The organism is Amedibacterium intestinale (assembly GCF_010537335.1).
Lineage (GTDB): Bacteria > Bacillota_I > Bacilli_A > Erysipelotrichales > Erysipelotrichaceae > Amedibacterium > Amedibacterium intestinale.
Genome location: NZ_AP019711.1, coordinates 74,351 through 97,940, shown reverse-complemented (window position 1 = coordinate 97,940; position 23,590 = coordinate 74,351). Strand labels below are relative to the sequence as shown.

Sequence of the window (23,590 nt, the reverse complement as noted above, 5' to 3'; positions counted from 1 at the left end):
TTTCAAAGTATTACTAAACATAAAAAAAGCGCACTTATGAAAAAAAGTACGCATAAAAAAGAATCCTTGGTGCAACTGGCTGCCATATCCCATGAATTGGATGAAGGCCCTTTAGCTTTGCGTACTCTGCTTTTCAACAGGTTTGCTAATTTAATTGTCGTTAGGATTATATATGATTCCATCTAAAAAGGCAACACTTTTACTCAAAAAAAGAAAAACCATTACTTTTACTCAAAAAAAGAAAAACCATATTTCTATAGTTTTTCTTTAAATCTTATACATGAACTTTTACACTATTGTTCCCCTATCCAAAAATCAAATAACCCTGCACTGCTTCTTGTATACATATCAAAACGTATAGAAAAAACGGAATTTGAATACTCAGACATTTCTATTCCCTCGAAATAGTCCTCTGGATATTGATATTCTGGAGGTAAATCTACTTTAAGATCCTTTGTATAAAAATTTCCATTCGTGTCATAACAAGATAATTTTATCCGCGGTTTTCCATCGTATCGACTGCCTTCTTCAATAATATATAAACGATTATTTTGATATGAAATAAAACGATGATCCATAGACATAGTATATTCACTTAAACTTGCTGATGCATCTACTTTTATTTGATTAAGAAATTCAAAATCTTTTGCATCATAAATATCTAATGCTAATCCATCATACAATAGTAAGGCTTTATCTTTGCAAATCATAAAGGAAGGTGCTCTATTTATAGGAATTTCTTTCGCATTGACAAGAGTACCATTTTCATCATATCGGCGAAGTTCATAATGAAATTCATTTTGCATTTGTTTTCTCATCAGCAAGATCAAAGATGAAGAATCAACACATCCAAAGATAGCTTCCTCCTTCTCATCCAGTGTTACATATTTTGTAATTTTTCCATGTTTATCTTCTCGATAAATTGTTGGTGTAATTTTAACATCCTCAATAGATGCACGATTTGACCAGATTCCATTTTTCAGAATGGAGCTATAAGCACTTTCAACCTGCTTTTTACCATATATATAATACCATGAATCTTCTCCTTGTATCGTATCTAAAATATCCTGTATTAGGATATCATCTTCATATTCACTATCTGCATATTCTTTTTCAATATGATTCATTTCATCATAAAGGATGGATTCAATTCTTCCATAACTATCATCTTCTAAAACAAAGAAAATGCGGATATCTTTTTTTAGCTTTATTTTTTGTCTAATTATTTCTACAGTTTTTTCTTTCTCACCAGAAAAATCATGAATTTGCAAAGACGCATATATTGTATCGGTAATTCCTTCTTTTCCTTTCCCTTCATCACTATCATACAGTGAAACTTTGTCACTGTCTGTCACATTTCTAACATCATCTTTATGTGCATAAAAAGAAATCCTATAGTCTCTCCAATTTGTTATTTCCTCATCTTCTTTTTTTGACGAAACTTGTAAAGTTTCATTTTTCCCTTCTACCGTTAGCATGTTTCTTCCCATCATAATATCAAATCCAAAAGAGATATCTTTAAAAGCTTCTTTTGTGGAAGCATCTGATTCTTCCCATGTAAGTCCTACTTTATCTTTTTGAAGCCAAAAAAATGCAGCGCAGAAACCACCGATCAATAAACAAACGATCCATAAATATTTAAGATATTTTTTCATATTGCATTCCCTTTTCCTTTCGATATTCTCTAAAAATTAGAAGAAGTGCACAAAACAGGAAAACCCCTTCACAACCATACATGAAAATATAACAAATTTGGCTAAAATAAGTCATCCATGTGAAATTCTCAAATGGTATGAAATAAAGTATTTTTACGGGAAAAAACCATATACCGATATAACTAAAAAGCAGTATTAGAAACAAGATAGAAAATATTCGATGTTTACGAATCATATGTAAGCCACTTCCAAAAAATACAGTAAGAAAAGCATATACAAACATACGAATCATCCATAAAATCCCTTCTTTAAGAGTAACAGGGATATATAACTTTGCAAAAAGTGCATTTTGTGCAGAAAAATACAAACCATTAGTCAGCGCTAAATCTGGCTGTTTTAGCATCGTGATTTGATAAAATACAATAAACAAAAGAATTTGCCACAAAAAGTAAAGTGCAAAAATACAAGTAACACTAAAAATCCAGCTGATATATTGTTTAAAAGAAGAAACAGGAATTTGCTGATAAGGTGTAAGTACACGAAAATTGGCTCTCCAGTAATACACATCATGTAAGCAAAAGAAAGCTAGTCCGAAAAAGATGAGCCATACTCCATAGCGATAATATGGATTTAAATATAACTGAATCTCATAAGGAAGCAAATACTCTGTAAATTGTGGATGAAGCAGAAAAGGAACAATCGATAATATTGCCGCAGCAGCGAATCCTTTCCATAGACGCTGCAGCTGTGTTGCCATCAAAAAAGAGAGAACTTCTTTATTCTTCTGGACGTTTCCATTGTTCATCATCTTCACCTCCCCATAAATCCTGCAATTTTTCTACTTTATGAATTTCCTTATTTTCCTTCGCATCAAAACCAGGATAGGATTTTTCCAGTATTTTTTCTATTGATTTTTCTTCTGCGATTTCTTCTATTAGACCCATGGATTGTGTACGATAGTAAACATCTGCATTTCTCCACCAGAAAGTTTCCTTTTCTTTTGAAATCTGCAGCACTGTACATGTACGATGCAATTTAGAAAACAATTCTTTCCAATCCTGCTTATCCTCATATTCTTTAAAGCTTGTATCACTGATTAAAAGTTCTGCATTTCTAGCAAGCGCACAAAGAACTAATAGATACTGTTTTTCTTCTTTCGTGCAATCTTTTATTTTTTGATATAAAATTCCTTTTTGTTCTGCTAGCTTTAAACACCATGCTTCATTAAACTCCTCATAAAAATCACATAGTGCAGCAAGGTAGTTTTTTACACTCATATAAGGAAAAGCCGTATCATTTTCACATATCCATGCAATCTTTTCTTTTTGATAAAAGAACGGCTTTTCTTTCCAGAAAACTGTTCCTTTCTGTATAGGGGTATTTTGTAAAAGCATATGATATAAAACTTCTACATTTTCACCATATAACTGTACACATTTACCTTCTTGTATAGATAGTTCCCAGTTTTCGATTGTTTGTTTTTTCCATTTCCCTTTTATATCCCTAATCTCTAACATACTTTCTCCTCTTTTCATCATTTTTATTATACTAAACGCAGATAGAAAAGAAAGCACCTTTTTAACAAAGATGCTTCCTGCTTTCCTATTTTTCTTCTTCCATTTCAACTTTATGTCTGTCAATGATTGGCTGTGCTAATTGAGAAGGAACCGGATCATAGCGATTAAATTTTTGTGTATAAGAGCCTCTTCCCTGTGTCATGGCACGTAAATCAATAGGGTATTTCAATACTTCAGAAAGTGGTACCTGTGCTTTAATTTCCTGATAACCATCAATTAAGTCCATTCCCATGATAGCTCCGCGACGTTTATTGAAATCTCCAATAATCGTTCCTGTAAATTCATCTGGTACATGTACGCTAATATCTACGATTGGTTCCAATAAGATTGGATGAGCATCCATCATACCTGCTTTATAAGATAAGCGTGCAGCCAGTTTAAATGCCATTTCACTAGAATCGACATCATGATATTTTCCATCTAATAAAGTTGCTTTAACATTTACAACCTTATATCCTGCCAATACCCCATGCTGCATACATTCTCTTAATCCTGTTTCTACTGCTGGGAAGTATTGTTTTGGTACAGCTCCACCAAATACTTTTTCTTCAAATACCATTTCTTCTACATCTGGATTTGGTGCATATTCAATAAATACATGACCAAATTGTCCATGTCCACCAGATTGTTTTTTATGTCTACCTTCTCCAATGGCCGTTTTACGAATTGTTTCACGATAAGGAACTCTTGGCGTTTCTAAGCGTACTTCTACTTTATATTTGGATTTTAATTTGTTTAGGATAACATCTAAATGCTGATCCCCTACACCATATAAAATCGTTTGTTTGGTTTCCAAATCATTAACTAAACGAAGAGTTGGATCTTCTTCACACATTCTTGCTAAAGCATTGCTCATCTTATCTTCATCATTTTTTGAATTTGGATATACTGCCATTGCCAGCATTGGCTCAGAGAATACAATAGGCTCTGCAAGATATTGTTTTCCTTTTTCACATAAAGTATCGTTTGTTTGTGTAACCTGTAATTTTACAATAGCCCCAATATCACCCGTAAATAGTTTTCCTGCTGCAGTTTGATGTTTACCCTTAACAATAAATACACTGCTTACTTTTTCTGTTTTCTCTCTATTTGTATTATAAACGCTTGTATCACTGCTTAAAACTCCAGATAAAACCTTTACATAAGAAATACGTCCAACAAAAGGATCTACGATTGTTTTAAATACCTGTGCACATAAACTTTCTTTTTCATTTGTTTCTAATAAAACTTTTTCATTAGTATCTGCATCTTTAACTTCAATATAGCCGCTTTCTCCATAAGTTGGGAAATATTTAACGATCAAATCCATCAAACGTTCAATTCCGATACTATGAGTAGCACTGCCACTATATACCGGACGAATTTCTCCATTTCTTACACCTAATCGAACACCTCGTGTTAATTCAGCTTCACTAAATTCTTCCCCACTGAAGAATTTTTCCATCAATTCATCATCACCCATGGCAACAGCTTCTGCAATCTGTTTTTTATAAGTATTCACCATATCTACCATGTCCTCAGGTACTGGCCGTGCTTTATCTGCATCTGCATGTGGTCCTTCATAATACCACGCTTTATCTCTTAAAATATTTACAGAACCTACGATTTTTCCATTTTCGATAATTGGCACTTCAAAAGGGATGACACTTTTACCAAAGGTATCACGAAGTGTTTGATAAGCAGTATCAAAAGACGTATTTTCTTCATCAAGTTTATTCACAAAGAAAATTGTTGGCAAATTATGTTTTTGTGCAATTTCCCATGCTCGCTGTGTTCCTGGCTGTGTAGCATCTTTTGCATCTACAACAATCAAAGCACTATCACCAACTGCACTTCCCTCTTCTTCACCACGTATAAAATCAATATAACCCGGCGTATCTAAAAAATTAATCTTACAGTCTTTCCATTCAATCGGTACAATGGATGTATAAACACTTAATCCACGACGTATTTCCTCTGCATCATAATCAATTAAAGAACTTCCTTCACTTGTTACCCCAAAGCGATCACTTGCTTTTGTATAATATAACATGCTTTCCATCAAAGCTGTTTTTCCTACACCAGTATGTCCTAAAACAACAACGTTGCGGACTTCATGACTTAAATAATCTCTCATAAGAAAATCCTCCTATTTCAAGATCGGTTTTAACTGTGCCAGACAGTCTTCCCGTACATAATGAATCGCTTTATTGCCTTCTTTATCAATCAGCTCTTTATCAGCACCATTTGCCAGTAAATCTTCTACTAAAGATACATAACCGCCATAAGCTGCTCGCATTAATGCTGTACATCCATTATTATCACAAAGATTAACATCGGCACCACGTTCAATCAAATGACGAATAACATCTTTTTTAAATGCTACACATGCCTCCATTAACGCAGTTCTTCCTACTTCATCCTGCGCATTGATATCTGCACCTGCATCTAACAATACCGCAACACAGCGATCATGTCCTAAAAAAGCAGCACGCATCAATGCCGTTCTTCCTCGATCATCTTTTTTATTTACATCAGCACCTGCTTCCAGTAATTTTTTACAAATGGTTTTATTTCCTTTTTTGGCAGCACCCATGATGGCTGTTCTTCCTTTATTATCTTCTAAATTTACATCTGCCCCATTATCTAACAATACACGCACGATATCCTTATAATCACGTTTTGCGGCACGCATCAAACCAGTTCTTCCATCCCCGTTTTGATAATTGATATTTGCACCTTTTTTAATTTCTGTACAAACTGTTGTGAAATCTCCATTTGCACATGCATCCCAAAATGCTTTGTTAAAACTCTGATCCATTTCAATTCCTCCTTTGGCTATGTTTTTCTATTATAATGAATCTTTTTATTGTTAAAAAAACGGACGCAAAGCAAAACTTTACATCCGTTTAAAAACCAAATGAAACTGTGTCTGTAAAACAGGCACCTGATCAGGGACAATATCCACAATGCCGACAACTTTTCCTACTCTATCCATCGTAATCGCCCCTTTCTTTATACCACTATTGTAGCTCATTTTTATTTTTTTGCAAGCGATTTCATAATATTTTTAATAATTCTCATTCTAGTCTTTTCAAAAAGAAAAAAGTTAAAAAACAACATATACTTATCGTTCAAATATGGGATACATCATCCTCTTTTGATCTCCCCTGTTCTTCTTTATATGAATAAATTTATAAATATATACCGCTAAATCCTGAAAAACACTTTTAAATATCTTATATTTTATTCTCTGTATCCTTATTTTTATGTTACAATAAATATGTCTTTGAACAGGACAAACTGCATATCTTTATATGGATATATAATTACAAAAGAATCACAGAAAACATATCTGCTGATTCTGTTTTTGTTTTCCATTTGCAGTAGAAGGAGAAAGAGTATATGAGTGGTTTTTTTGGAGTAGCTTCCAGAAAGGATTGTGTGCTGGATTTGTTTTTTGGAGTTGATTATCATTCTCATTTAGGAACACGTCGTGCAGGTATGGCAGTGCATGGGAAAGATGGTTTCAATCGTGCAATTCACAATATCCAAAATGCACCATTTCGAACAAAATTTGAACATGACATTGAAGAATTTGAAGGAAACTTAGGAATTGGATGTATTTCTGATAATGAAGCACAACCATTGCTGGTAAATTCTCATTTAGGTTCTTTTGCCATTAGTACGGTAGGTCGTATCAACAATTTAGAATCTTTAAAAGCTTTATGTTTCAATAAAGGAACATCGCATTTTCTTGAAATGAGCAGTGGTGAAATCAACCCAACTGAATTGGTTGCGGCTTTGATCAATCACAAGCAAAGCATTGTAGAAGGATTAACCTATGTGCAGGATATCATTGAAGGTTCTATGAGCATCATGATCTTAACAAATGGCGGTATTTATGTTGCTCGTGATAAAGTAGGACGAACTCCTGTTATCATCGGACAAAAAGATGATGGATACTGTGCAACATTTGAAAGCAGTGCTTTCTTAAATCTGGGATATCATCACTATCGTGATTTAGGACCTGGAGAAATTGACTTTATTACCCCAGAATGGGTAGAAGTCATTAAAAAACCTGGAGAAGAAATGCACATCTGTTCTTTCCTGTGGGTTTATTATGGATACCCTACTTCTACTTATGAAGGGGTAAATGTAGAATGCATGCGTAATCGCTGCGGTGATTTACTTGCAAAACATGATATGAATGAGGATATTCATATCGACAGTGTGGCTGGAGTTCCTGATTCTGGAATTGCCCATGCTGTTGGATATTCCAATAGTTCTAAAATTCCATTTTCAAGACCTTTTATTAAATATACACCAACCTGGCCAAGATCTTTTATGCCGGCAAGCCAGAAGCAGCGTAATATGATTGCGAAAATGAAATTAATCCCAGTACAGGAATTAATTGAAGATAAAAGCTTATTACTTATTGATGACTCCATTGTACGTGGAACACAGCTTGGAGAAACAACGCAGTTTTTATATGACAGTGGTGCAAAAGAAGTACATGTTCGACCAGCATGTCCACCAATCATGTTTGGCTGTAAATATTTGAACTTTTCTCGTTCCAGTTCAGAAATGGACTTGATAACACGTCGTGTTATTGCGGATTTAGAGGAAGAAAATGAAATTAGTGAAGAGCTTTTAAAGGAATATGCAGATCCAAATTCTGAAAAATATGCGGCAATGTGTGAAGAAATCAGACGTCGTTCTAACTTTACAAGTTTAAGATTTCATCGTTTAGACGATATGGTAGAGTCTATTGGACTTCCAAAATGCAAGCTTTGTACCTATTGTTTTGATGGAAAAGAAAAATAAATTACAGAAAGCATTTCCCCGCTGAAATGCTTTTTTTATTTCCCCTTTTATCCAATTCCTAGTATAATAAAAAAGGAAATGAGGTGAAGCATTTGAAGCATAAAATCAACATCTTTTTTTCCTGTCTTCTTGCCTTGAGCTTATGTGCAGGCTGTGATAAAAAAAGCAGTCCTTCTACAGATGAAAAAAAGCCAAAAGGAAGCAGAGATAATACACCAGTTGTCTTAGAACCTGTATGGCAAGAAAAAAAGCAAATTGGAAACGATAAAATTACTTTTGATTTATCCAATGCTTCTGAGGGTTATGTCATGGCTTCTTATACAGGAGATAATCCAAAAGTTAAAATCCGAATACAAAATCCAGGAAGTAAAGACTACTATACATATGATGTTACCAAAGAATATAATGTTTTCCCTTTAACTGGAGGGAATGGAACATATACATTTATCGCTTATGAAAATATCTCAGGTACAAAATACAGTCAGTTGTTTTCTCAAAGTGAAACATTAGATATTAAAAATGACTATACGACCTACCTTTACCCAAATCAGTATGTCAACTTTCAAAGAGACAGCAAAGCTGTATCTTTAAGTTCTGAAATTGTAAAATCAGCCAATAATGATTTAGATGCAGTCAAAGATGTTTATGAATATGTAGTAAATACACTGCACTATGATGATGAAAAAGCAGAAAAAGCAAAAAACGGAGAGTTGGCTGGATATCTGCCTGATGTAGATGTCATTTTACAAGAGCAAAAAGGAATCTGTTTTGATTATGCTGCGCTTATGGCTACCATGTTAAGAAGTCAAAACATTCCAGCAAAAATGGAAATTGGCTATGCAAATATGGAAGAAGGAGCTGTATATCATGCATGGCTTAGTGTTTACATCAAAGATATTGGATGGATCGATGATTTGATTGAATTTGATGGAAAAAACTGGTCAATGATGGATCCTACATTAATTTCTGACAGCAACAACAGCAAAAAAATGCGAAAATTCACAAAAGACAAAAATAATTACACAACAAAATACGTATATTAGGAGGTGCTTTATGAAAAAGACTCTATTAACCAATAGCGAATTAGCAAACTTCACTTCCCAGATGGCACTTATTTTACAAGCAGGTATTTCTCCTTATGAAGGAATTAGTATCATGGTGGAAGATAGTGACAATGACAAAACAAAACAATTTTTATCTTCTATTGAAGAACTTTTAAATCAGGGGGAAACTTTGTATACATCTTTGCAGCAAACAAATGCTTTTCCTGCTTATGCTTTGCATATGATTCAAATAGGAGAGCTTTCAGGAAGACTGGAAGAAGTTATGCGATCACTAAGTATCCATTATCAAAGACAGTACGAAAACAATGAAAGCATTAAAAGTGCTGTTTCCTATCCTTTGATCATGATTGTGATGATGTTTGTTGTCATCCTTGTATTGATCACAAAAGTTCTTCCGATATTTAATCAGGTATTTGAACAGCTGGGAACATCCATCAGCGGATTTTCTAAAACTGTATTAGATATAGGAAAATCATTTTCTACCTATTCTTATATTTATATCGGAATTCTTCTTATTCTGCTGCTTTGCTTTGTATATTTTACAAAAAGTGAGCAAGGTAAAATGAAATTTTATGATTTTCTTACAAAGCTTCGCTTTACGAAAATCTTACATGGAAACTTGCCCTATCGAAATTTACAAGTGGAATGTCGATTGCGTTAAGCAGTGGTTTAGATGTTTCACAAAGTATGGAAATGGCAAAAGAACTCATTGATCACAAACAATTAAAGGCAAAGATAACAGAAGCAGAAAAAATGTTAGAAGATCACGATTTAGCAACTTCCCTGATTCAGACAAACATCGTATCAGGAATGTATGCTAGACTTTTAAAAATAGGAAATAAAACTGGTCATACAGACCAAATTATGAAAGAAATTGCTGATCGCTATGATCAGGAAACAAACGAAGGAATCACACGTTTTATTAGTATTATTGAACCAACACTGGTAGCAGTTTTATCTATTCTTGTAGGAATCATCTTATTAAGTGTAATGCTGCCATTGATTGGAATCATGGCAACTTTATAAAATGAAGATATTAAAAAAATACCGTATTATGATTCTTACGTTTGTACTTTTCTTTTCTTTGTTATCTGCCGGCTTTTATTCCATAAGTAAAAACAATATATCCCAGCAGAAAGAAAGCTTGGAAAAAGCTTTAAAAAGAGGAATTCTTCAATGCTATGCATTAGAAGGAAGATATCCAGATACACTGCATCATCTTCTTGATAATTATGGTATTGTGTATAATCAAAATCTTTTTGAAGTAAAATATGAAGCTATCGCAAGCAATATCATGCCTAATGTAACAGTGATAGAGAAAAAATAGGGGGATGATAAAATGAAAGAGAAACAGAAACATACCATTGATTTTGTTTTTGTATTACTTGTATTTTGTGTATTCACAATGAGTTCTCTAGCCGTTGTTTATATTGGCAGCCATGTATATGCGAAAACTGCAGATACACTAGAATACAATTTCAATCAAATGACCTTGGCAGACTATCTGCAGGAAAAAATACACCAAAATCTATCGATAGATGCCATAGATACTATGCAGGTAGAAGGACATGACATTTTATGCTTACATGATTCTTATGAGGGAAAACCATATACGACTTATTTATATGCTTATAAAGGATATGTAAAAGAACTGCTGATATCAGATGAAGAAGACTTTGAAATTGAAGATGGAGAAAATATACTGGAAGCTGATGATGTAACTTTTACCATCAAAGATTCTCTTCTTACGATCAATATCACATATCAAAAAGAAACAAAGACTTATTATGTATCTCTGTTAGGAGGAAAACAACATGAAGCACAGTAAAAGTGGACTTTTCTTAATGGAGCTTATTGTAGCTTTTCTGTTTTTCTCACTAGCTAGTGCTATTTGTGTACAATTGTTTGTGAAAGCAGATACGATAAATGAGGAAAGCATACGAAAAAAAGAAGCATCCAGTATTGCAGGAAATTTAATAGAACTGTATAAAAATGATCGTCCTATAGAGAAAGATTGGCTTTATTTTGACACAAAAGGAAACTTATGTGAAAAAGATTCAAGTACATATAAAGTGCATTTAAATCAAAAGCAGCAATCCCTTGCAATTCATGTTTATTATAAAGAAAAAGAAATATATAATATTTCCCAGATTGTTGACAAAGTGGTACTTATAAACAAGTATCGCTTTTCTTTTTTCTTAAAATAATTTAAAATTGTGCTTTTTATTAGATTTTGTACAGTTTTAGAGATGCTTTTCCATCTCCATCTGGACATTCTTTTTAGATTATAACACGCAAAAATCATCAGCGACTGATGCTGATTTTTTTGTAGCCCTCTTAACCTGGTATATCTCAACGTGTGATGTTCTTTACAGTCTGCGAACACCCTCTCTATGCTTTCTTTACGCCTTGGATAGATTTCTTTCCATTCCGGTGTATGTCTTATCTCATCCATTACCTCCTCCCGGTATTCCTCCCATACATGACGTGTCACTACTTTCTGAAAGTTCTTTGATGATGTACATCTTCCTCTTAAAGGACAGTTCTCACAATCCTTTGGATTTGATTTGTATTCTTTATATCCAAGCTTGTTTGTCGTGCTGTATGACAGCACCTTATTATTTGGACACAGATAACAGTCATATCCTTCATCATATACATACTCGTACTTCTTATAATATCCTTTCTTTGTCATTGGTCTTTTATAAGGCGCATACATTTTTTGCCCATTTTCTAATATCATCTTACATATTGCTGGTGTTATATATCCCGCATCCAGACATACATTTTTTATTTGATCCATATATTTATCGTTTAATACTTTATACGCTGAAAAGAAAGACACGCTGTCATGTACGTTTCCCGCAACACATACGCTTGCCAGTACAAATCCATTTCTATCGCAAAATGTTTGATGTGAATAAGCAAAACATTTTTCTTTTTCACCTTTATGGAAACAGCCACTCTCTGAATCTGTTTTACTAATTTTGATATGCTTTGTTTGTATGTCCCTTTTCAATTTTCCCGTTTCTTCATCAAAATTTAATTCTTCTTTTTCGTTTTTTTTAATTGGTTTCTTCCCATGTTCCTCACGATCCCTGTTTATCTCATCCAGCAGATCGTTTTCATATATTTTCTTCATGATTTCAACTTCTTCATCTGTATACTTGTTTTTATTCGCATTTGCCTTTTGGTGTGTGGAGTCTCCATATACAGTTTCCATATCTACAAAGCCATAAGAGATTGCCTGTTTTAGAATCTGATCAAAGATCTCTTCAAACACTTCACTGTCACCGTATCTTCGGATATAGTTTTGACTCCAGGTAGAATAATTTGGCACCCTTTCATCATGGAGATTCCCAGAAACCAGCGATACGCAAGGTTTACATGTATTTCTCTGCAGGTCTTTCTCATTGAACCTATTCCGAAAATAATATTGATGAAGATCATTTTAAAAAGAACCACAGGATCTATGCTTGGTCTTCCAACATCACTGTAAAGATTTTCTACAAGAGGGTAGATAAAATTCCAGTCGATACAGCTTTCCAGCATTCTGACATCATGATCCTGCGGTACTAATTCTTCTATTGTATTTAATATAATACTATCGTTTTTGTTGTTTCTTCTTGTCATTGCCATATGTAATCACTCCTATTTTACCCACTTTTATTATACCATTTTGAGCATTATAAAAGGCAAAAAGAACCATATGTTTTTGGGTAAAATAGGAATCTTTTTGCCTCTTTTATTCTATCATATAAAAAATAGACTGTCGACACCTTTGTCAACAGTCTGAGAAATATATAATATTTCCTATTACCATCATCAGCAGAAAAAACTATAAAGGAGATGAACGTTATGAAAGAACATAAACTAACGATGAATATCGGCATTATCTCTTTTATGAGTATCTTTATTATTTTAGCTATTGTTGTATTTGCACTTCTTTCTTTATCTAGTGCAAGATCCAATGCACGATTAACAAATAAAAGCATTCAGCAGAAAGAACAATATTATGCTCTGTCTTCTCAGGGAGAAGAATACTTAAAACAAATTGATGATGCTTTATATACCTATTATCAATCTTCTTCCTCTAAAGAAGAATATTTCACTAAAACAAAGCAGTTAACCACTCTAGTACCACAAAGCACTTATAAAGATCATCAGTTTCACTTTCAAGTAAAAAATGATACAACTACTCTGCACGTTACTTTAAACATCCTTTATCCAGGTGATAAATTGTATGAAGTACAAACATGGGCTTCATCCCCAAATACAGAGTGGAAAAAAGATGATGGTTTACAAGTTTTATAGGAGGAATGACAATGAACATTCAAGAACTTTTACAGCGTTCAGTAGAACAAAATGCATCTGATATTTTTATTATCGCAGGACAGCCCGTTACCATAAAAGTCTTTCATCAAATGCATACGTTAGAAGAAAAAAGACTTCTTCCTGATGATACACGTATTTTAATTACACAAATTTACGAATTTGCCAGCAACAGAAGTCAAGACAAGCTGCAGGAAAAAGGAGACGATGACTTCTCTTTCTCTATAGCAGGATTATCAAGATTTCGTGTCAGCACTTATAAACAACGCGGTTCTTATGCGGCTGTTATTCGTGTTATATCTTTTGCTCTTCCTGATCCTGAATCTATTGGAATCCCACAAAACATTATAAAACTAGCAGATATTAAAAAAGGACTTGTTCTTGTGACAGGACCTGCGGGAATGGGAAAAAGTACAACACAGGCTTGTATGATCGACTATATTAATAAAACATATGCAAAACATATTATCACACTGGAAGATCCAATTGAACATTTGCACTCCCATAAAAAAAGTATTGTGTCACAGCGAGAAATATCAATTGACAGTGAATCCTATGTAAATGCATTGAGAGCTGCTTTGCGACAAGCGCCTGATGTTATTTTATTAGGAGAGATGAGAGACTATGAAACAATAAACATCGCCTTAACTGCTGCAGAAACAGGGCATACAGTTATATCAACCCTGCATACACTTGGTGCAGCTACTACAATAGATCGTATCATTGATGTCTTCCCTGCCAATCAGCAGCATCAAGTAAGACTTCAGCTTGCCATGTCATTAGAAACTGTTATATCGCAGCAATTAGTACCCTCTGCTGATGGAAAACTGATTCCTGTCTTTGAAATCATGAATACAACACCGGCAATCAAAAACCTTATCAGAGAAAACAAAATACACCAAATTGATGCGATGCTTACATCCAGTGGAAACAGTACAATGACAAGTATGGAAAATAGTCTATATGAATTATACAAAAAAGGAAATATTACCCAGGAAACAGCACTTCTATATGCAACAAATCCAGAAGTAATGAAACGAAAACTTAACATACGCTAAAAATGTATCTTCCCAGATACGTTTTTTTATATCATTAAACATAACAAAAAAACAGCTTTATTCAAACTGTCTTTTTCCATATTTATATGTAAATTCCTGATATTTAGCGTGTACTTTTAAATAGATGTATAAATACAATAAAACCGCACCAGCAGTTAATAAAATAACCAATAAGCACAAAACTAAGATCATGCGCTGCGCATTTGATGGATTCATCAATGTAAATACAAAGATTCCACTCATGATCAAAAGACATACAACAAGCATAACGATCAAAGTCTGCCAGCTTGCCAGCAATCGCTGATACAATGCCATTCTGGATATACGATCACTAAATATTTGAGGCGCTACCTCGTTTTCTGGAAGATCCAATCTAAAATAATGCCATGTACCATCAAATTCTGCTTTTTCATGGAATACGCTCTTCCATCCTGCTTCTTCATAATTTTTTAAATATCGTTCCCCATCCATCTTATCTTTTTCATAATATCCCAAATGATAGAAAGAATTGCTAGGCTCCCCTTTATCAAAAATATAACGAATGCCCTTTTTTTCTTTAAAGTGCATGCCTTTTATAGACATTTCATGTAGAAACGCTTCTTCTTCATCCATGTCAGACACAAAAAATATGCGATATTTTTTTACCTGATTTTCATCTCTCACTTTTTTTAATTCAGGTAATTTATGCTCTTTTAGTTTAAGAACAAGTTCCTGTAAGTTATTTTTTAGATTTTTAGCTTGTTTTGATAATTTCTGTGAAATCTTATTTATATAATCAATGAGTTCCTTTTTTGATTTTATCTCCATAAGGATACCTCCTTTATTTCAACGCCTATTTATTAATTTAACATACTATAAAATGTCTGTCAAACTATCTATTTTTAATTCATAATATAAAAACTTTCTGAAAAGTCCTTTTTGATTCATAAAAAGTCATCTTTTTTTTAATTTTTCTATAGACATTTATTTTCTCCTGTGATATACTTTCATGGCAAACGAAATTGTTGCGATTCAGATATGGAGTAGTACTCAAGAGGCTGAAGAGGTGCCCCTGCTAAGGGTATAGGTCGGGAAACTGGCGCGAGAGTTCAAATCTCTCCTACTCCGCCATTTAAAAAGATACATCCGAAAGGATGTTTTTTTATATTTCACAAACAGAAAAACTATCCATCATTTTAACATATAAATTTCATAAAGGTGAGTAATCATACTTCTTACATACCAAAGTATTTTACTCACCTTTTTGTTATAGAAAGACATTTAATATGATAAGTTATCTATATGAAAAGCCGTATTCAATCCATCTCCAAGTACAACACGCTTCCCTTTTATCTCAATTACTTTATAGCTTTTCTTAGTTACAGATGAATCAAGGTTGATCCCATCATATGATACAGCTTTTTTAGGTTTTGCCTTCATCCCTACCTTTAATACTTTTGAAGAATGAATTCCTATAATACAAGAATCATTTACAAATCCTGTACCATTGCCAATTAAATACTGATTCTTTGCTTCAGGATAAATCTTTGTAATTGTTCCACTTGTAATAGCCGGTTTTAATTTTTCTTTTGAAATATAAATTCCATTAATATTAACAATATCACCAGTTTTATATTTTGTACTATTTGGTTTTGGCGGAAGTGGTTTTATTTCATTATTTATATATTTCCTCCATGCATTCTTATCCCCATAAAAGATGCTGCCATCAAGTTTTCCACTCCAACCATCAAGTACAAGGCTAGAAGTCCACTGCCATGCCGCATAAAATTTCCAATCTTTCACTGTCGGAATTGGCCCTGCATTCTTCATATCCCAGTTTTTATCAATTACATTATCACGATATTTCGCAATCCATAATCCATAACCTGCTTCTGCCACTTTCTTCCAGTTATGTGAATTCTCTACATATTCACTCATATAAATCCATGGTTTGCACCCATATGCTTTTTCCACAATTTGCAGCCACTGGAATGCCCATGTAACTTCACCAGTATTCTTATCTTCCCAATCCAATACAGGAATCGCTTTTCCTATATATCCTTTTGTATGTTGAATAAAATAATCTGCTTCTTTTTGAGGCGTATTTCCACTGGCATTTCTTGCGAAATGATATACCCCCAGCAGCTTCCCTAACTTTAAGCCTTGTTGAAAAAATTCATCACAATAAGGATTTACATACCCTATTCCCTCGGTAGCCTTTATCATAACTCCATCCGTTTGAATTTTTGATAAATCTAATCCAGCCTGATAGCTGGCAACATCAATAAATTTTAATGTCATACATTTTTCCTCCTTTCATAGTCTCTTATTCTTCCGTAAGCTCTGGAACTTCAGGTAAACCAGCTATAGAAGTTAAAACCGATAAAACCCCCGCTAATACAACACTTGATACAATCATAATCCAATTTACATCTTGAATCATAGTGGATGCCCCAATCATACCGATTGCCGATTGTGCCATTGTTTTTAATGCCCTTATGGATGCTGCTTTTAGCCAGGATTTAAATGCATACTTTTTTATTTTCATACACATCTCCTCTTTCCGGTTAAGTTTACAGTCTTTCCAAGACATTAAACACTTAATCCTGTTTCCTTATATTTTATGTAGACAATGCATTATCTTGTAGGCATTAATGAAATATATAAAAGCAAAAATATGGAATATAGAAAGAGAGATTGTAAAAATTCTTATCTGTAATACAAAGAGGTTTCAAAATTAATCGAGATAATGAAACTAATAATGAGATTCAGTTATATAATGTCTAACTGAAAAAGAAATTATCAAAATAATAAATAAGTTAACGAGGATATAATACAAACTAATAACAAGTCAAGAATATTAATTAACGATTGTAGAACCTCTTTTTAAATACGAAAACCCATAATCAATAAAGAAATCAAAGTTTAACAAACCACATTTTTATATGTTTAATATATTTTTCATGTATTTTTTTATGTTTAGTGCATATAGTAATAAAGGCAGCGGTAGAGAATTCTATGTGAACCTATCTGCGCAGAAGCCTCTCATTATTGTGAGAGGTTTTTGTTTTTTCTATTGACAACAACTGAAAAAAGCAATATAATATTCACACGATAAGCGATAGAGAATTCTATGTGAACCTATCTGCGCAGAAGCCTCTCACTATTGAGAGGCTTTTTGTTTAAGGAGTGTATTATAAATTATGACTAAACCATTCAAAACTATTGATGAACAAATAGCTATTCTAAAATCTAGGGGGTTAACATTTAGTAACGAAGAAACAGCCAAAAAATATTTATTATGTAATAATTACTATAATGTAATAAATTATTATAGTAAATTTTTTATGGATTCTAATGATCACTATATAAATGGTACATCATTTGATGAAATTTCGCATATATATTATTTTGACAAAGAAATAAAAGGAATCTTTTTTAAAGCAATTCTTGAGATTGAAAAAAAATTTAAGTCTATGATAGCTTATTATTTTTCAGAAAATCATCGAGAAAACTATTCATATTTAATTGCAAATAACTTTAAAGATGATAATATTATTGAAGTTACACAAACTATTGCAGGACTATCAAGAATAATAACAAAAAAAGCGAAAGAGAAATCACCAAACTCTATTAAGCATTATATGAACCAACATAATAATGTTCCTTTATGGGTACTTATAAACTATATGACTCTTGGAGAAACAATAACATTTTATAAACATATGAAAGATAGCGAAAAAAATAAAATTGCAAAAACCTTCTCTGGGTTTTTATCAGAAAACATTGAGTATCAAAATATCAAATTAACTTACAAACATATAATATCTTTTCTAGATAATATTCGCGAAATCAGGAATATTGTTGCACATGGAAATAAATTTTTAGACTATACTTGTAGAAAAAATACACTATACATAAATGAATTACATTCAAATTATGGAATTTTACCTAATTCATCACGACAAAATATCTACAATACTTTTATCGTTATGCAAGTTTTTATGTCAAGAAATCAGTTTGCGATAACTAGCAATTCTTTAAGAAGCCGAATGGTACAACTCAAAAAAAAGATTAAAACTGTCGATCATAATTTGATTTTAAATGCTTTAGGTTTTCCAAAAGATTGGCAAGATTACCCTAAACTTCCTCAGGACTAATATTTATCTTCTTATATAACTAAAATACAACAACCATTTTTAATACGAAAATATAAAAGAAGGTAAAATTTATTTAATATTTAGTTAAATACATATCATATAGTTAATGATGATTTAATGTTTTGAAAAATAAATATTTTTAAGCTTTCATATTCCTGATAATTGTTTTTTCTTCATGGAAAATGTTTCTTCAGTAATCACTCCTATATCCAACAATTCTTGCAGAGATTTTAATTCACATATGTATTAATCTTTTTCTTTCAACCAATGCGCATATATGCTAAATATTGTTTTTCTTGCATCTCCCATTAATTCTTTTAATTTTACTTTTCATGTAATATTTTTCAGATTCTTCAATCATTACCACTATATTGTTAACCTACACGACAATATGTAATAATAACAAAAAAATATAATCATATATTTTTTGAAATAGAATATCAGCATCGTCAATATCTGTCCTATATCTTTTCTTAATTTGTTATATATTACCATTCTTCTATATTTTGATAGTATTATGATGTGATATTTACACCTATATGATGTGTGTGATAAACTATTCTTGTCATTCATTTCATATTCCTCCTATGCCTTCGTTTTGGCTACCCGGCCAATTTCATTATATTGCATAGGAGGTTTTTTTACACTAAAAGCTCTATTACCACACGCATGGTATTTACTTTACAAAAAAAGCCCTTCCTAACGAAAGGCTTCAGACGTACATGGTGCCGGTACCCAGAATTGAACTGAGCGCTAAGCATTACCATTGCTTTGTATTACCACTATACTATACCGGCATATAAAACCTATTACATTATAATAGGTCATCTTCTTTTTTTCAATATTACTTTTCATACTTTTTAAGAAGTCTATATACTTTTGCGACAGGTAATCCCATTACACTAAAATAATCTCCACGTAATTCTTTAACAAGCAGTTTTCCTTTTCCCTGTATTCCATAAGAACCTGCTTTATCATATGGTTCATCCAAAGACAAATAATAGGAAATCAAATCGTCATCTAAATCATAAAAAGTAACTTCACTTACATCATGAAACACATCACAATGCCCCTTCTGAAGTAAAGCAACTGCACTTATCACACGGTGTGTTTTCCCGCTTAACATTTTTAACATGCGGTATGCATCATCTTTATCTTTGGGTTTTCCAAGTACTTCTTTTCCATAACATACTACAGTATCACACCCAAGCACCATAGCTTCTGGATTTCGCAGAAATACATTTTGGGCTTTCGATAAAGCTATCTGCTCAATTGCTTTTTCTACTGGAATATCCTTTTGAAGTACTTCTTCAATTTCAGCACATGCAATTGTAAATGGAAACCCTATATCTTCCATCAATTCTTTTCTTCTTGGTGAAGCACTGGCTAAAATCAACTTTCTATGCAGCATCTTCATTACCCTTAAGTTTATTTAACTGATGACGCAGATAGAAATACCCCCCTAAGAAAAGTGCTCCTCCACTAGCTACAAACATACCAACGATGCGAAACACAAGTTTAGAAAAGAATTCTGCCGGGAACAAATTGATCATTAAATCCGTTGCTGGATCTAACAGCCACAAATCATTTGAGAAAAAAATTTTATGGAATGTCGTCCAGAAAGCATCAAAATCTACAAATGCCCATCCTGCCAGCATGGCAAAAAAGACAGCTGCCAAAATCGCGGTTTTCATATACTGAATACTTAAAAGAGTCCATGTTCCTTTTCGCAAGCGAACTAGCAAATACACAAGAGATACCACAAGTAAAACGATACTGATATTTCTTATATGCAATGCGAAACGATACAAATTACGAACATCGATCATATGCGCTTCTTCCTTACTATTGAAAGCCATCATTTTTACACCTTGTACGCTAACTTCTTCTTTAATATCGTTTCTTTTTCCCTGAAGATAATCCAGCAACGTATTTGTCGCAAGATTTAGATCTTTTTCTGTCATCCCCAAAGTCTCTGCTGTTTCTAGTTCTTTATATGCCGACGCATAAAAATTCTTATTGAAACTATTGATGTCTATACTTGTTATCAACAAAATCAAAATCAAGGCAATTGCGATTATATAAGCGCAAAAAGCATCAATTTTTCCTAATATTTCTTTCATTATAATCTACTCCTTTTATGAGTCACTAATAATCGTATCATATTTTTTTAGAAAAGAAAACCAAAACAGAAGATTAAATGACGCATAAAACTCTCTGAAAATTCTATATAGCTATCTTCACTCCTTCTCTTCATACTTTCGAATATCTTCCAGCAAATATGTACGATGTTTCTTCTGCATGGTATGAACATTTTCCAGTCCCTTTTTTTGAAGAGATTGCAAATCTTGCAAGAACTGTCTGCTTGACATACGATAGGCTCCCTGTGCACTGGTAATCAATTGTTCCAAGCCATCAGAAGTAACAACTGTTACACGATATTGGTTAGCTAATTTATGAGTTGCACTTTCTATGTAGGCATCTGCTGTCTGTGCTTTTTTTGTATATACGATATAAATATTATCCTGCTTATAAATTCTTTCTGTGTATTCTTCCATATTGTAGGCATCAAAAACAAGAATAACTTCACCCTTTTTATACCCTTGATAGTTGCATACCATATGAACAAGCTGACTTCTGGCTCCATCAAGATTTGTCTGTGCCAATAAAGACAGCTCCTTTGAAGCATGAATGACATTATACCCATCAATCAATACACATTGTTCCATCGGTTTATATACTGTTTCTTTATGTACAGCTTTTTCATAAGTTTCTTTATTCGACAAAATTCTTTTCTCTTTTTTTTCTCCATAAGTTTTTTTAAAGATAGCTTCTAATTCCTCATCTTCCCCTTTAAAAGATGTTTTCTCTTTCGATATAGAAACATGTATTTTCTTTTCTTCCTGCTTGCTGTATTCTGTTTTCACATGCATATAATCTTTTACTTCATTCCATGGAACATAAAAACCTGCACCATGTGAACAGAATATAGAACCTGTTGGATTTTCCATATCTTTTTCACTGTCATATCCAATTTCAGTTAAGATTTCTTCCTGGTTCAAAACAGGTTCATAATCTTTTAAAGCCACACGCATTCTTCCTTTCCCTTTTGTATAGGAAAGAAGCGTAGAAGCATAATTGCGCATTTTTGAAACCGGTGCTTTTCCTTGAAGAATACTCATGTCAGATTCATTACTATCCATCGTAAACGTTCCACCATTTTGTTCAATATCATAAATCGTACGACTTACATATTCACTGGGAACCTCTATGCGAAACTGATAATAGGGTTCTAAAAGAATGCTTTTTGCACATTTTAAGCCCTGGCGAACTGCACGATAAGTTGCCTCGCGAAAGTCTCCGCCTTCTGTATGTTTCTGATGTGCTCTGCCACCTATCAAACGAATTCGCATATCACAAAGCGGATATCCACTTAACACCCCAATATGTTCTTTTTCCTGTAAATGTGTCATGATAAGTTTCTGCCAGTTTTCCCCTAAGTCCTTAAAGCAGTCATTTACAAACTGTATTCCACTTCCTGATGGAAGTGGTTCTAATAAAAGATGTACTTCTGCATAATGACGAAGAGGTTCAAAATGTCCTACACCAACAACTGGTGATTCTATGGTTTCCTTATACATAACACTTCCTTCATCAAAATCTACTTCACAGTCAAAGCGCTCTTTCATCTGGTATTTCAACACTTCAATTTGTATTTCTCCCATAAGCTGTACATAGATTTCTTCAAATCGTTCATTATAAGAAACATGCAGCTGTGGATCTTCCTGTGCCAATTCTTTTAACTGTAATAGTATTTTATGAACATCGCTTCCTTTTGGAAGAAGCATGCGATAACGCATATACGATGTTAATAGCGGAGCTTCTCCTTCTTTTTCTATTCCCAGTCCTTCCCCTGCATACAGTGTTTTTGGACCTTGAAGACAGCAGATATCCCCTGCCTGTACTTCCTCCACCACTTGAAAACGATTCCCCGAATATATACGAATCTGATCCACTTTATCCTGTTCCTTCAGCTTCGTTTTTACTTTTAAGCTTCCCCCTGTAATTTTTACATGACTCAAGCGATTTCCTTTTTCATCATGTGTGATTTTAAATACACGAGCACCAAAAGAAGGCGGATATGTTTTTTCTTTGATCAACGCAGTTAAACCCTGAAGCATTTCTTCTACTCCCTGCATTTTTAATGCTGAACCAAAGAAGCATGGAATCCATTTCTGCTTTGAAAAAGCATCTTGAAGGGATGTTGCAGAAAGCATATTTGTTTCGATATATTCTTCCATTAATGCATCTTCACACATAGCTGCATTTTCCATCCACTCTTCTTTGGAAACACTAATATCTACACAGCCACTATGCAAATGTTCCTGTAGATCTTTCATCAGTTTTTCTTTTGTATGATGCGATAAATCCATCTTATTGATAAATATAATATAAGGAATCTGATAATGATGTAAAAGCTTTACGATCGTTTCACTATGTGCCTGTACACCATCTAGTCCATTAATAACTAAAACAGCATAATCCAAAACCTGCAAGACTCTTTCCATTTCTGATGAAAAATCAACATGCCCCGGTGTATCTACAAGAGTATAAATACAATCGTCCCATTGAAACCTAACCTGTTTAGAAAAAATCGTAATTCCTCTTTCTTTTTCCTGTACATTATAATCTAAAAAAGTATCCCCATGATCTACACGTCCTTTTTTTCTTATCGTGCCTGATAAATACAACAAACTTTCTGACAATGTTGTTTTTCCAGCATCTACGTGTGCCAATATTCCTATCACTGCTTTTTTCATGACATCCCTCATCTCTTCAATGTTAATATTATAAAAACAGAAAGATAAATTGTAAATGAAAACCATGCATAAACAATTACACAGATATCCCTAAAAGATATATAAATAACATATTCTTTTTTCTCCAGCAGGAATATAT

22 protein-coding genes, 2 tRNA genes, 2 pseudogenes and 1 riboswitch are annotated in these 23,590 nt (G+C 33.1%); of the genes and pseudogenes, 11 read left to right on the top strand and 15 right to left on the bottom strand.

Annotation, left to right across the window (positions count from 1 at the left end; translation table 11 throughout):
• Positions 1 to 67: 67 nt before the first annotated feature.
• Positions 68 to 157, bottom strand: a riboswitch (cyclic di-GMP riboswitch).
• Positions 158 to 293: 136 nt separating this feature from the next.
• From A9CBEGH2_RS00450 to A9CBEGH2_RS00430, 5 genes are all read right to left on the bottom strand, one after another.
• Positions 294 to 1,655 (bottom strand): hypothetical protein, encoded by a 1,362-nt coding sequence (locus A9CBEGH2_RS00450; protein ID WP_163104118.1) that lies wholly within the window; start codon positions 1,653 to 1,655, stop codon positions 294 to 296.
• Entirely contained in the window at positions 1,639 to 2,463 is an 825-nt protein-coding gene (locus A9CBEGH2_RS00445) for a hypothetical protein (RefSeq protein WP_163104117.1), read from the bottom strand. The genes A9CBEGH2_RS00450 and A9CBEGH2_RS00445 overlap by 17 nt, the downstream gene beginning before the upstream one ends.
• On the bottom strand, positions 2,432 to 3,172 hold the full coding sequence (locus A9CBEGH2_RS00440) for a P-loop NTPase family protein (protein ID WP_163104116.1): 741 nt from the start codon (positions 3,170 to 3,172) through the stop codon (positions 2,432 to 2,434). The genes A9CBEGH2_RS00445 and A9CBEGH2_RS00440 overlap by 32 nt, the downstream gene beginning before the upstream one ends.
• Positions 3,173 to 3,257: 85 nt before the next feature.
• Positions 3,258 to 5,348 (bottom strand): elongation factor G, encoded by a 2,091-nt coding sequence (locus A9CBEGH2_RS00435; protein WP_163104115.1) that lies wholly within the window; start codon positions 5,346 to 5,348, stop codon positions 3,258 to 3,260.
• A 12-nt stretch (positions 5,349 to 5,360) separates the two neighbouring features.
• Positions 5,361 to 6,032 (bottom strand): ankyrin repeat domain-containing protein, encoded by a 672-nt coding sequence (locus A9CBEGH2_RS00430; protein WP_115715580.1) that lies wholly within the window; start codon positions 6,030 to 6,032, stop codon positions 5,361 to 5,363.
• 584 nt (positions 6,033 to 6,616) lie between these two features.
• Between A9CBEGH2_RS00430 and A9CBEGH2_RS00425 the strand changes: the two genes are divergently transcribed.
• The 7 genes from A9CBEGH2_RS00425 (at position 6,617) to A9CBEGH2_RS00395 (ending at position 11,309) form a co-directional block, all read left to right on the top strand.
• On the top strand, positions 6,617 to 8,038 hold the full coding sequence (locus A9CBEGH2_RS00425) for an amidophosphoribosyltransferase (RefSeq protein ID WP_163104114.1): 1,422 nt from the start codon (positions 6,617 to 6,619) through the stop codon (positions 8,036 to 8,038).
• Positions 8,039 to 8,130: 92 nt separating this feature from the next.
• Positions 8,131 to 9,081: a transglutaminase-like domain-containing protein gene (locus A9CBEGH2_RS00420; RefSeq protein WP_163104113.1), complete on the top strand. Its 951-nt coding sequence runs from the start codon at positions 8,131 to 8,133 to the stop codon at positions 9,079 to 9,081.
• Positions 9,082 to 9,091: 10 nt separating this feature from the next.
• Positions 9,092 to 9,763, top strand: coding sequence for a type II secretion system F family protein (locus tag A9CBEGH2_RS00415; protein ID WP_163104112.1), 672 nt, complete (start codon positions 9,092 to 9,094; stop codon positions 9,761 to 9,763).
• Positions 9,748 to 10,128 carry a type II secretion system F family protein gene (locus tag A9CBEGH2_RS00410; protein WP_163104111.1) on the top strand — a complete coding sequence of 127 codons (381 nt, stop codon included), beginning with the start codon at positions 9,748 to 9,750 and terminating at the stop codon, positions 10,126 to 10,128. Before A9CBEGH2_RS00415 ends, A9CBEGH2_RS00410 begins: the two co-directional genes overlap by 16 nt.
• 1 nt (position 10,129) lies before the next feature.
• On the top strand, positions 10,130 to 10,429 hold the full coding sequence (locus tag A9CBEGH2_RS00405; RefSeq protein ID WP_118362044.1) for a hypothetical protein: 300 nt from the start codon (positions 10,130 to 10,132) through the stop codon (positions 10,427 to 10,429).
• Between the two features lie 12 nt (positions 10,430 to 10,441).
• A complete protein-coding gene (locus tag A9CBEGH2_RS00400; RefSeq protein ID WP_115715585.1) occupies positions 10,442 to 10,930 on the top strand; it encodes a DUF4860 domain-containing protein in 489 nt (162 codons plus the stop codon).
• On the top strand, positions 10,917 to 11,309 hold the full coding sequence (locus A9CBEGH2_RS00395) for a hypothetical protein (RefSeq protein ID WP_163104110.1): 393 nt from the start codon (positions 10,917 to 10,919) through the stop codon (positions 11,307 to 11,309). The genes A9CBEGH2_RS00400 and A9CBEGH2_RS00395 overlap by 14 nt, the downstream gene beginning before the upstream one ends.
• On the opposite strand, the pseudogene A9CBEGH2_RS00390 reads toward A9CBEGH2_RS00395, so the two are convergent.
• A pseudogene (locus A9CBEGH2_RS00390) lies at positions 11,219 to 12,741 on the bottom strand (IS1182 family transposase). The gene A9CBEGH2_RS00395 and the pseudogene A9CBEGH2_RS00390 sit on opposite strands and share 91 nt — an antisense overlap.
• Before the next feature lie 219 nt (positions 12,742 to 12,960).
• Between A9CBEGH2_RS00390 and A9CBEGH2_RS00385 the strand changes: the two are divergent.
• Positions 12,961 to 13,416: a hypothetical protein gene (locus A9CBEGH2_RS00385; protein WP_115715587.1), complete on the top strand. Its 456-nt coding sequence runs from the start codon at positions 12,961 to 12,963 to the stop codon at positions 13,414 to 13,416.
• An 11-nt stretch (positions 13,417 to 13,427) separates the two neighbouring features.
• Complete coding sequence (locus tag A9CBEGH2_RS00380; protein WP_115715588.1) at positions 13,428 to 14,492, top strand: type IV pilus twitching motility protein PilT; 1,065 nt, start codon at positions 13,428 to 13,430, stop codon at positions 14,490 to 14,492.
• 57 nt (positions 14,493 to 14,549) lie between these two features.
• Here the strand turns inward: A9CBEGH2_RS00380 and A9CBEGH2_RS00375 are convergent, their stop codons facing one another.
• Positions 14,550 to 15,299, bottom strand: a complete 750-nt coding sequence (locus tag A9CBEGH2_RS00375) for a DUF2812 domain-containing protein (RefSeq protein ID WP_163104109.1) — start codon at positions 15,297 to 15,299, stop codon at positions 14,550 to 14,552.
• A gap of 212 nt (positions 15,300 to 15,511) precedes the next feature.
• On the opposite strand from A9CBEGH2_RS00375, the gene A9CBEGH2_RS00370 reads away from it, so the two are divergent.
• A tRNA-Ser gene (locus tag A9CBEGH2_RS00370) sits at positions 15,512 to 15,602 on the top strand.
• Positions 15,603 to 15,752: 150 nt separating this feature from the next.
• On the opposite strand, the gene A9CBEGH2_RS00365 is transcribed toward A9CBEGH2_RS00370, so the two are convergent.
• Together A9CBEGH2_RS00365 and A9CBEGH2_RS00360 are read right to left on the bottom strand one after the other, a co-directional pair.
• Positions 15,753 to 16,772 (bottom strand): GH25 family lysozyme, encoded by a 1,020-nt coding sequence (locus tag A9CBEGH2_RS00365; protein ID WP_163104108.1) that lies wholly within the window; start codon positions 16,770 to 16,772, stop codon positions 15,753 to 15,755.
• Between the two features lie 25 nt (positions 16,773 to 16,797).
• The gene (locus A9CBEGH2_RS00360; protein ID WP_232057292.1) at positions 16,798 to 17,019 is read right to left on the bottom strand and encodes a holin; all 222 of its coding nucleotides are present in this window, start codon (positions 17,017 to 17,019) and stop codon (positions 16,798 to 16,800) included.
• Between the two features lie 655 nt (positions 17,020 to 17,674).
• Here A9CBEGH2_RS00360 and A9CBEGH2_RS00355 point away from each other — a divergent pair.
• Positions 17,675 to 18,631: an Abi family protein gene (locus A9CBEGH2_RS00355; RefSeq protein WP_163104107.1), complete on the top strand. Its 957-nt coding sequence runs from the start codon at positions 17,675 to 17,677 to the stop codon at positions 18,629 to 18,631.
• Positions 18,632 to 18,778: 147 nt separating this feature from the next.
• On the opposite strand, the gene A9CBEGH2_RS12635 is transcribed toward A9CBEGH2_RS00355, so the two are convergent.
• From A9CBEGH2_RS12635 to A9CBEGH2_RS00325, 6 genes and pseudogenes are all read right to left on the bottom strand, one after another.
• A complete protein-coding gene (locus tag A9CBEGH2_RS12635; RefSeq protein WP_408609172.1) occupies positions 18,779 to 18,832 on the bottom strand; it encodes a hypothetical protein in 54 nt (17 codons plus the stop codon).
• A gap of 237 nt (positions 18,833 to 19,069) precedes the next feature.
• Positions 19,070 to 19,204: pseudogene (locus A9CBEGH2_RS12755) on the bottom strand (transposase); the annotation flags it as partial.
• 150 nt (positions 19,205 to 19,354) lie between these two features.
• Positions 19,355 to 19,428, bottom strand: a tRNA-Thr gene (locus tag A9CBEGH2_RS00340).
• 47 nt (positions 19,429 to 19,475) lie between these two features.
• Positions 19,476 to 20,042, bottom strand: a complete 567-nt coding sequence (locus A9CBEGH2_RS00335) for a Maf family protein (RefSeq protein ID WP_115715594.1) — start codon at positions 20,040 to 20,042, stop codon at positions 19,476 to 19,478.
• The gene (locus A9CBEGH2_RS00330; RefSeq protein ID WP_115715595.1) at positions 20,032 to 20,754 is read right to left on the bottom strand and encodes a TIGR01906 family membrane protein; all 723 of its coding nucleotides are present in this window, start codon (positions 20,752 to 20,754) and stop codon (positions 20,032 to 20,034) included. Before A9CBEGH2_RS00330 ends, A9CBEGH2_RS00335 begins: the two co-directional genes overlap by 11 nt.
• Before the next feature lie 117 nt (positions 20,755 to 20,871).
• On the bottom strand, positions 20,872 to 23,451 hold the full coding sequence (locus A9CBEGH2_RS00325; RefSeq protein WP_115715596.1) for a translation factor GTPase family protein: 2,580 nt from the start codon (positions 23,449 to 23,451) through the stop codon (positions 20,872 to 20,874).
• Positions 23,452 to 23,590: the final 139 nt, after the last annotated feature.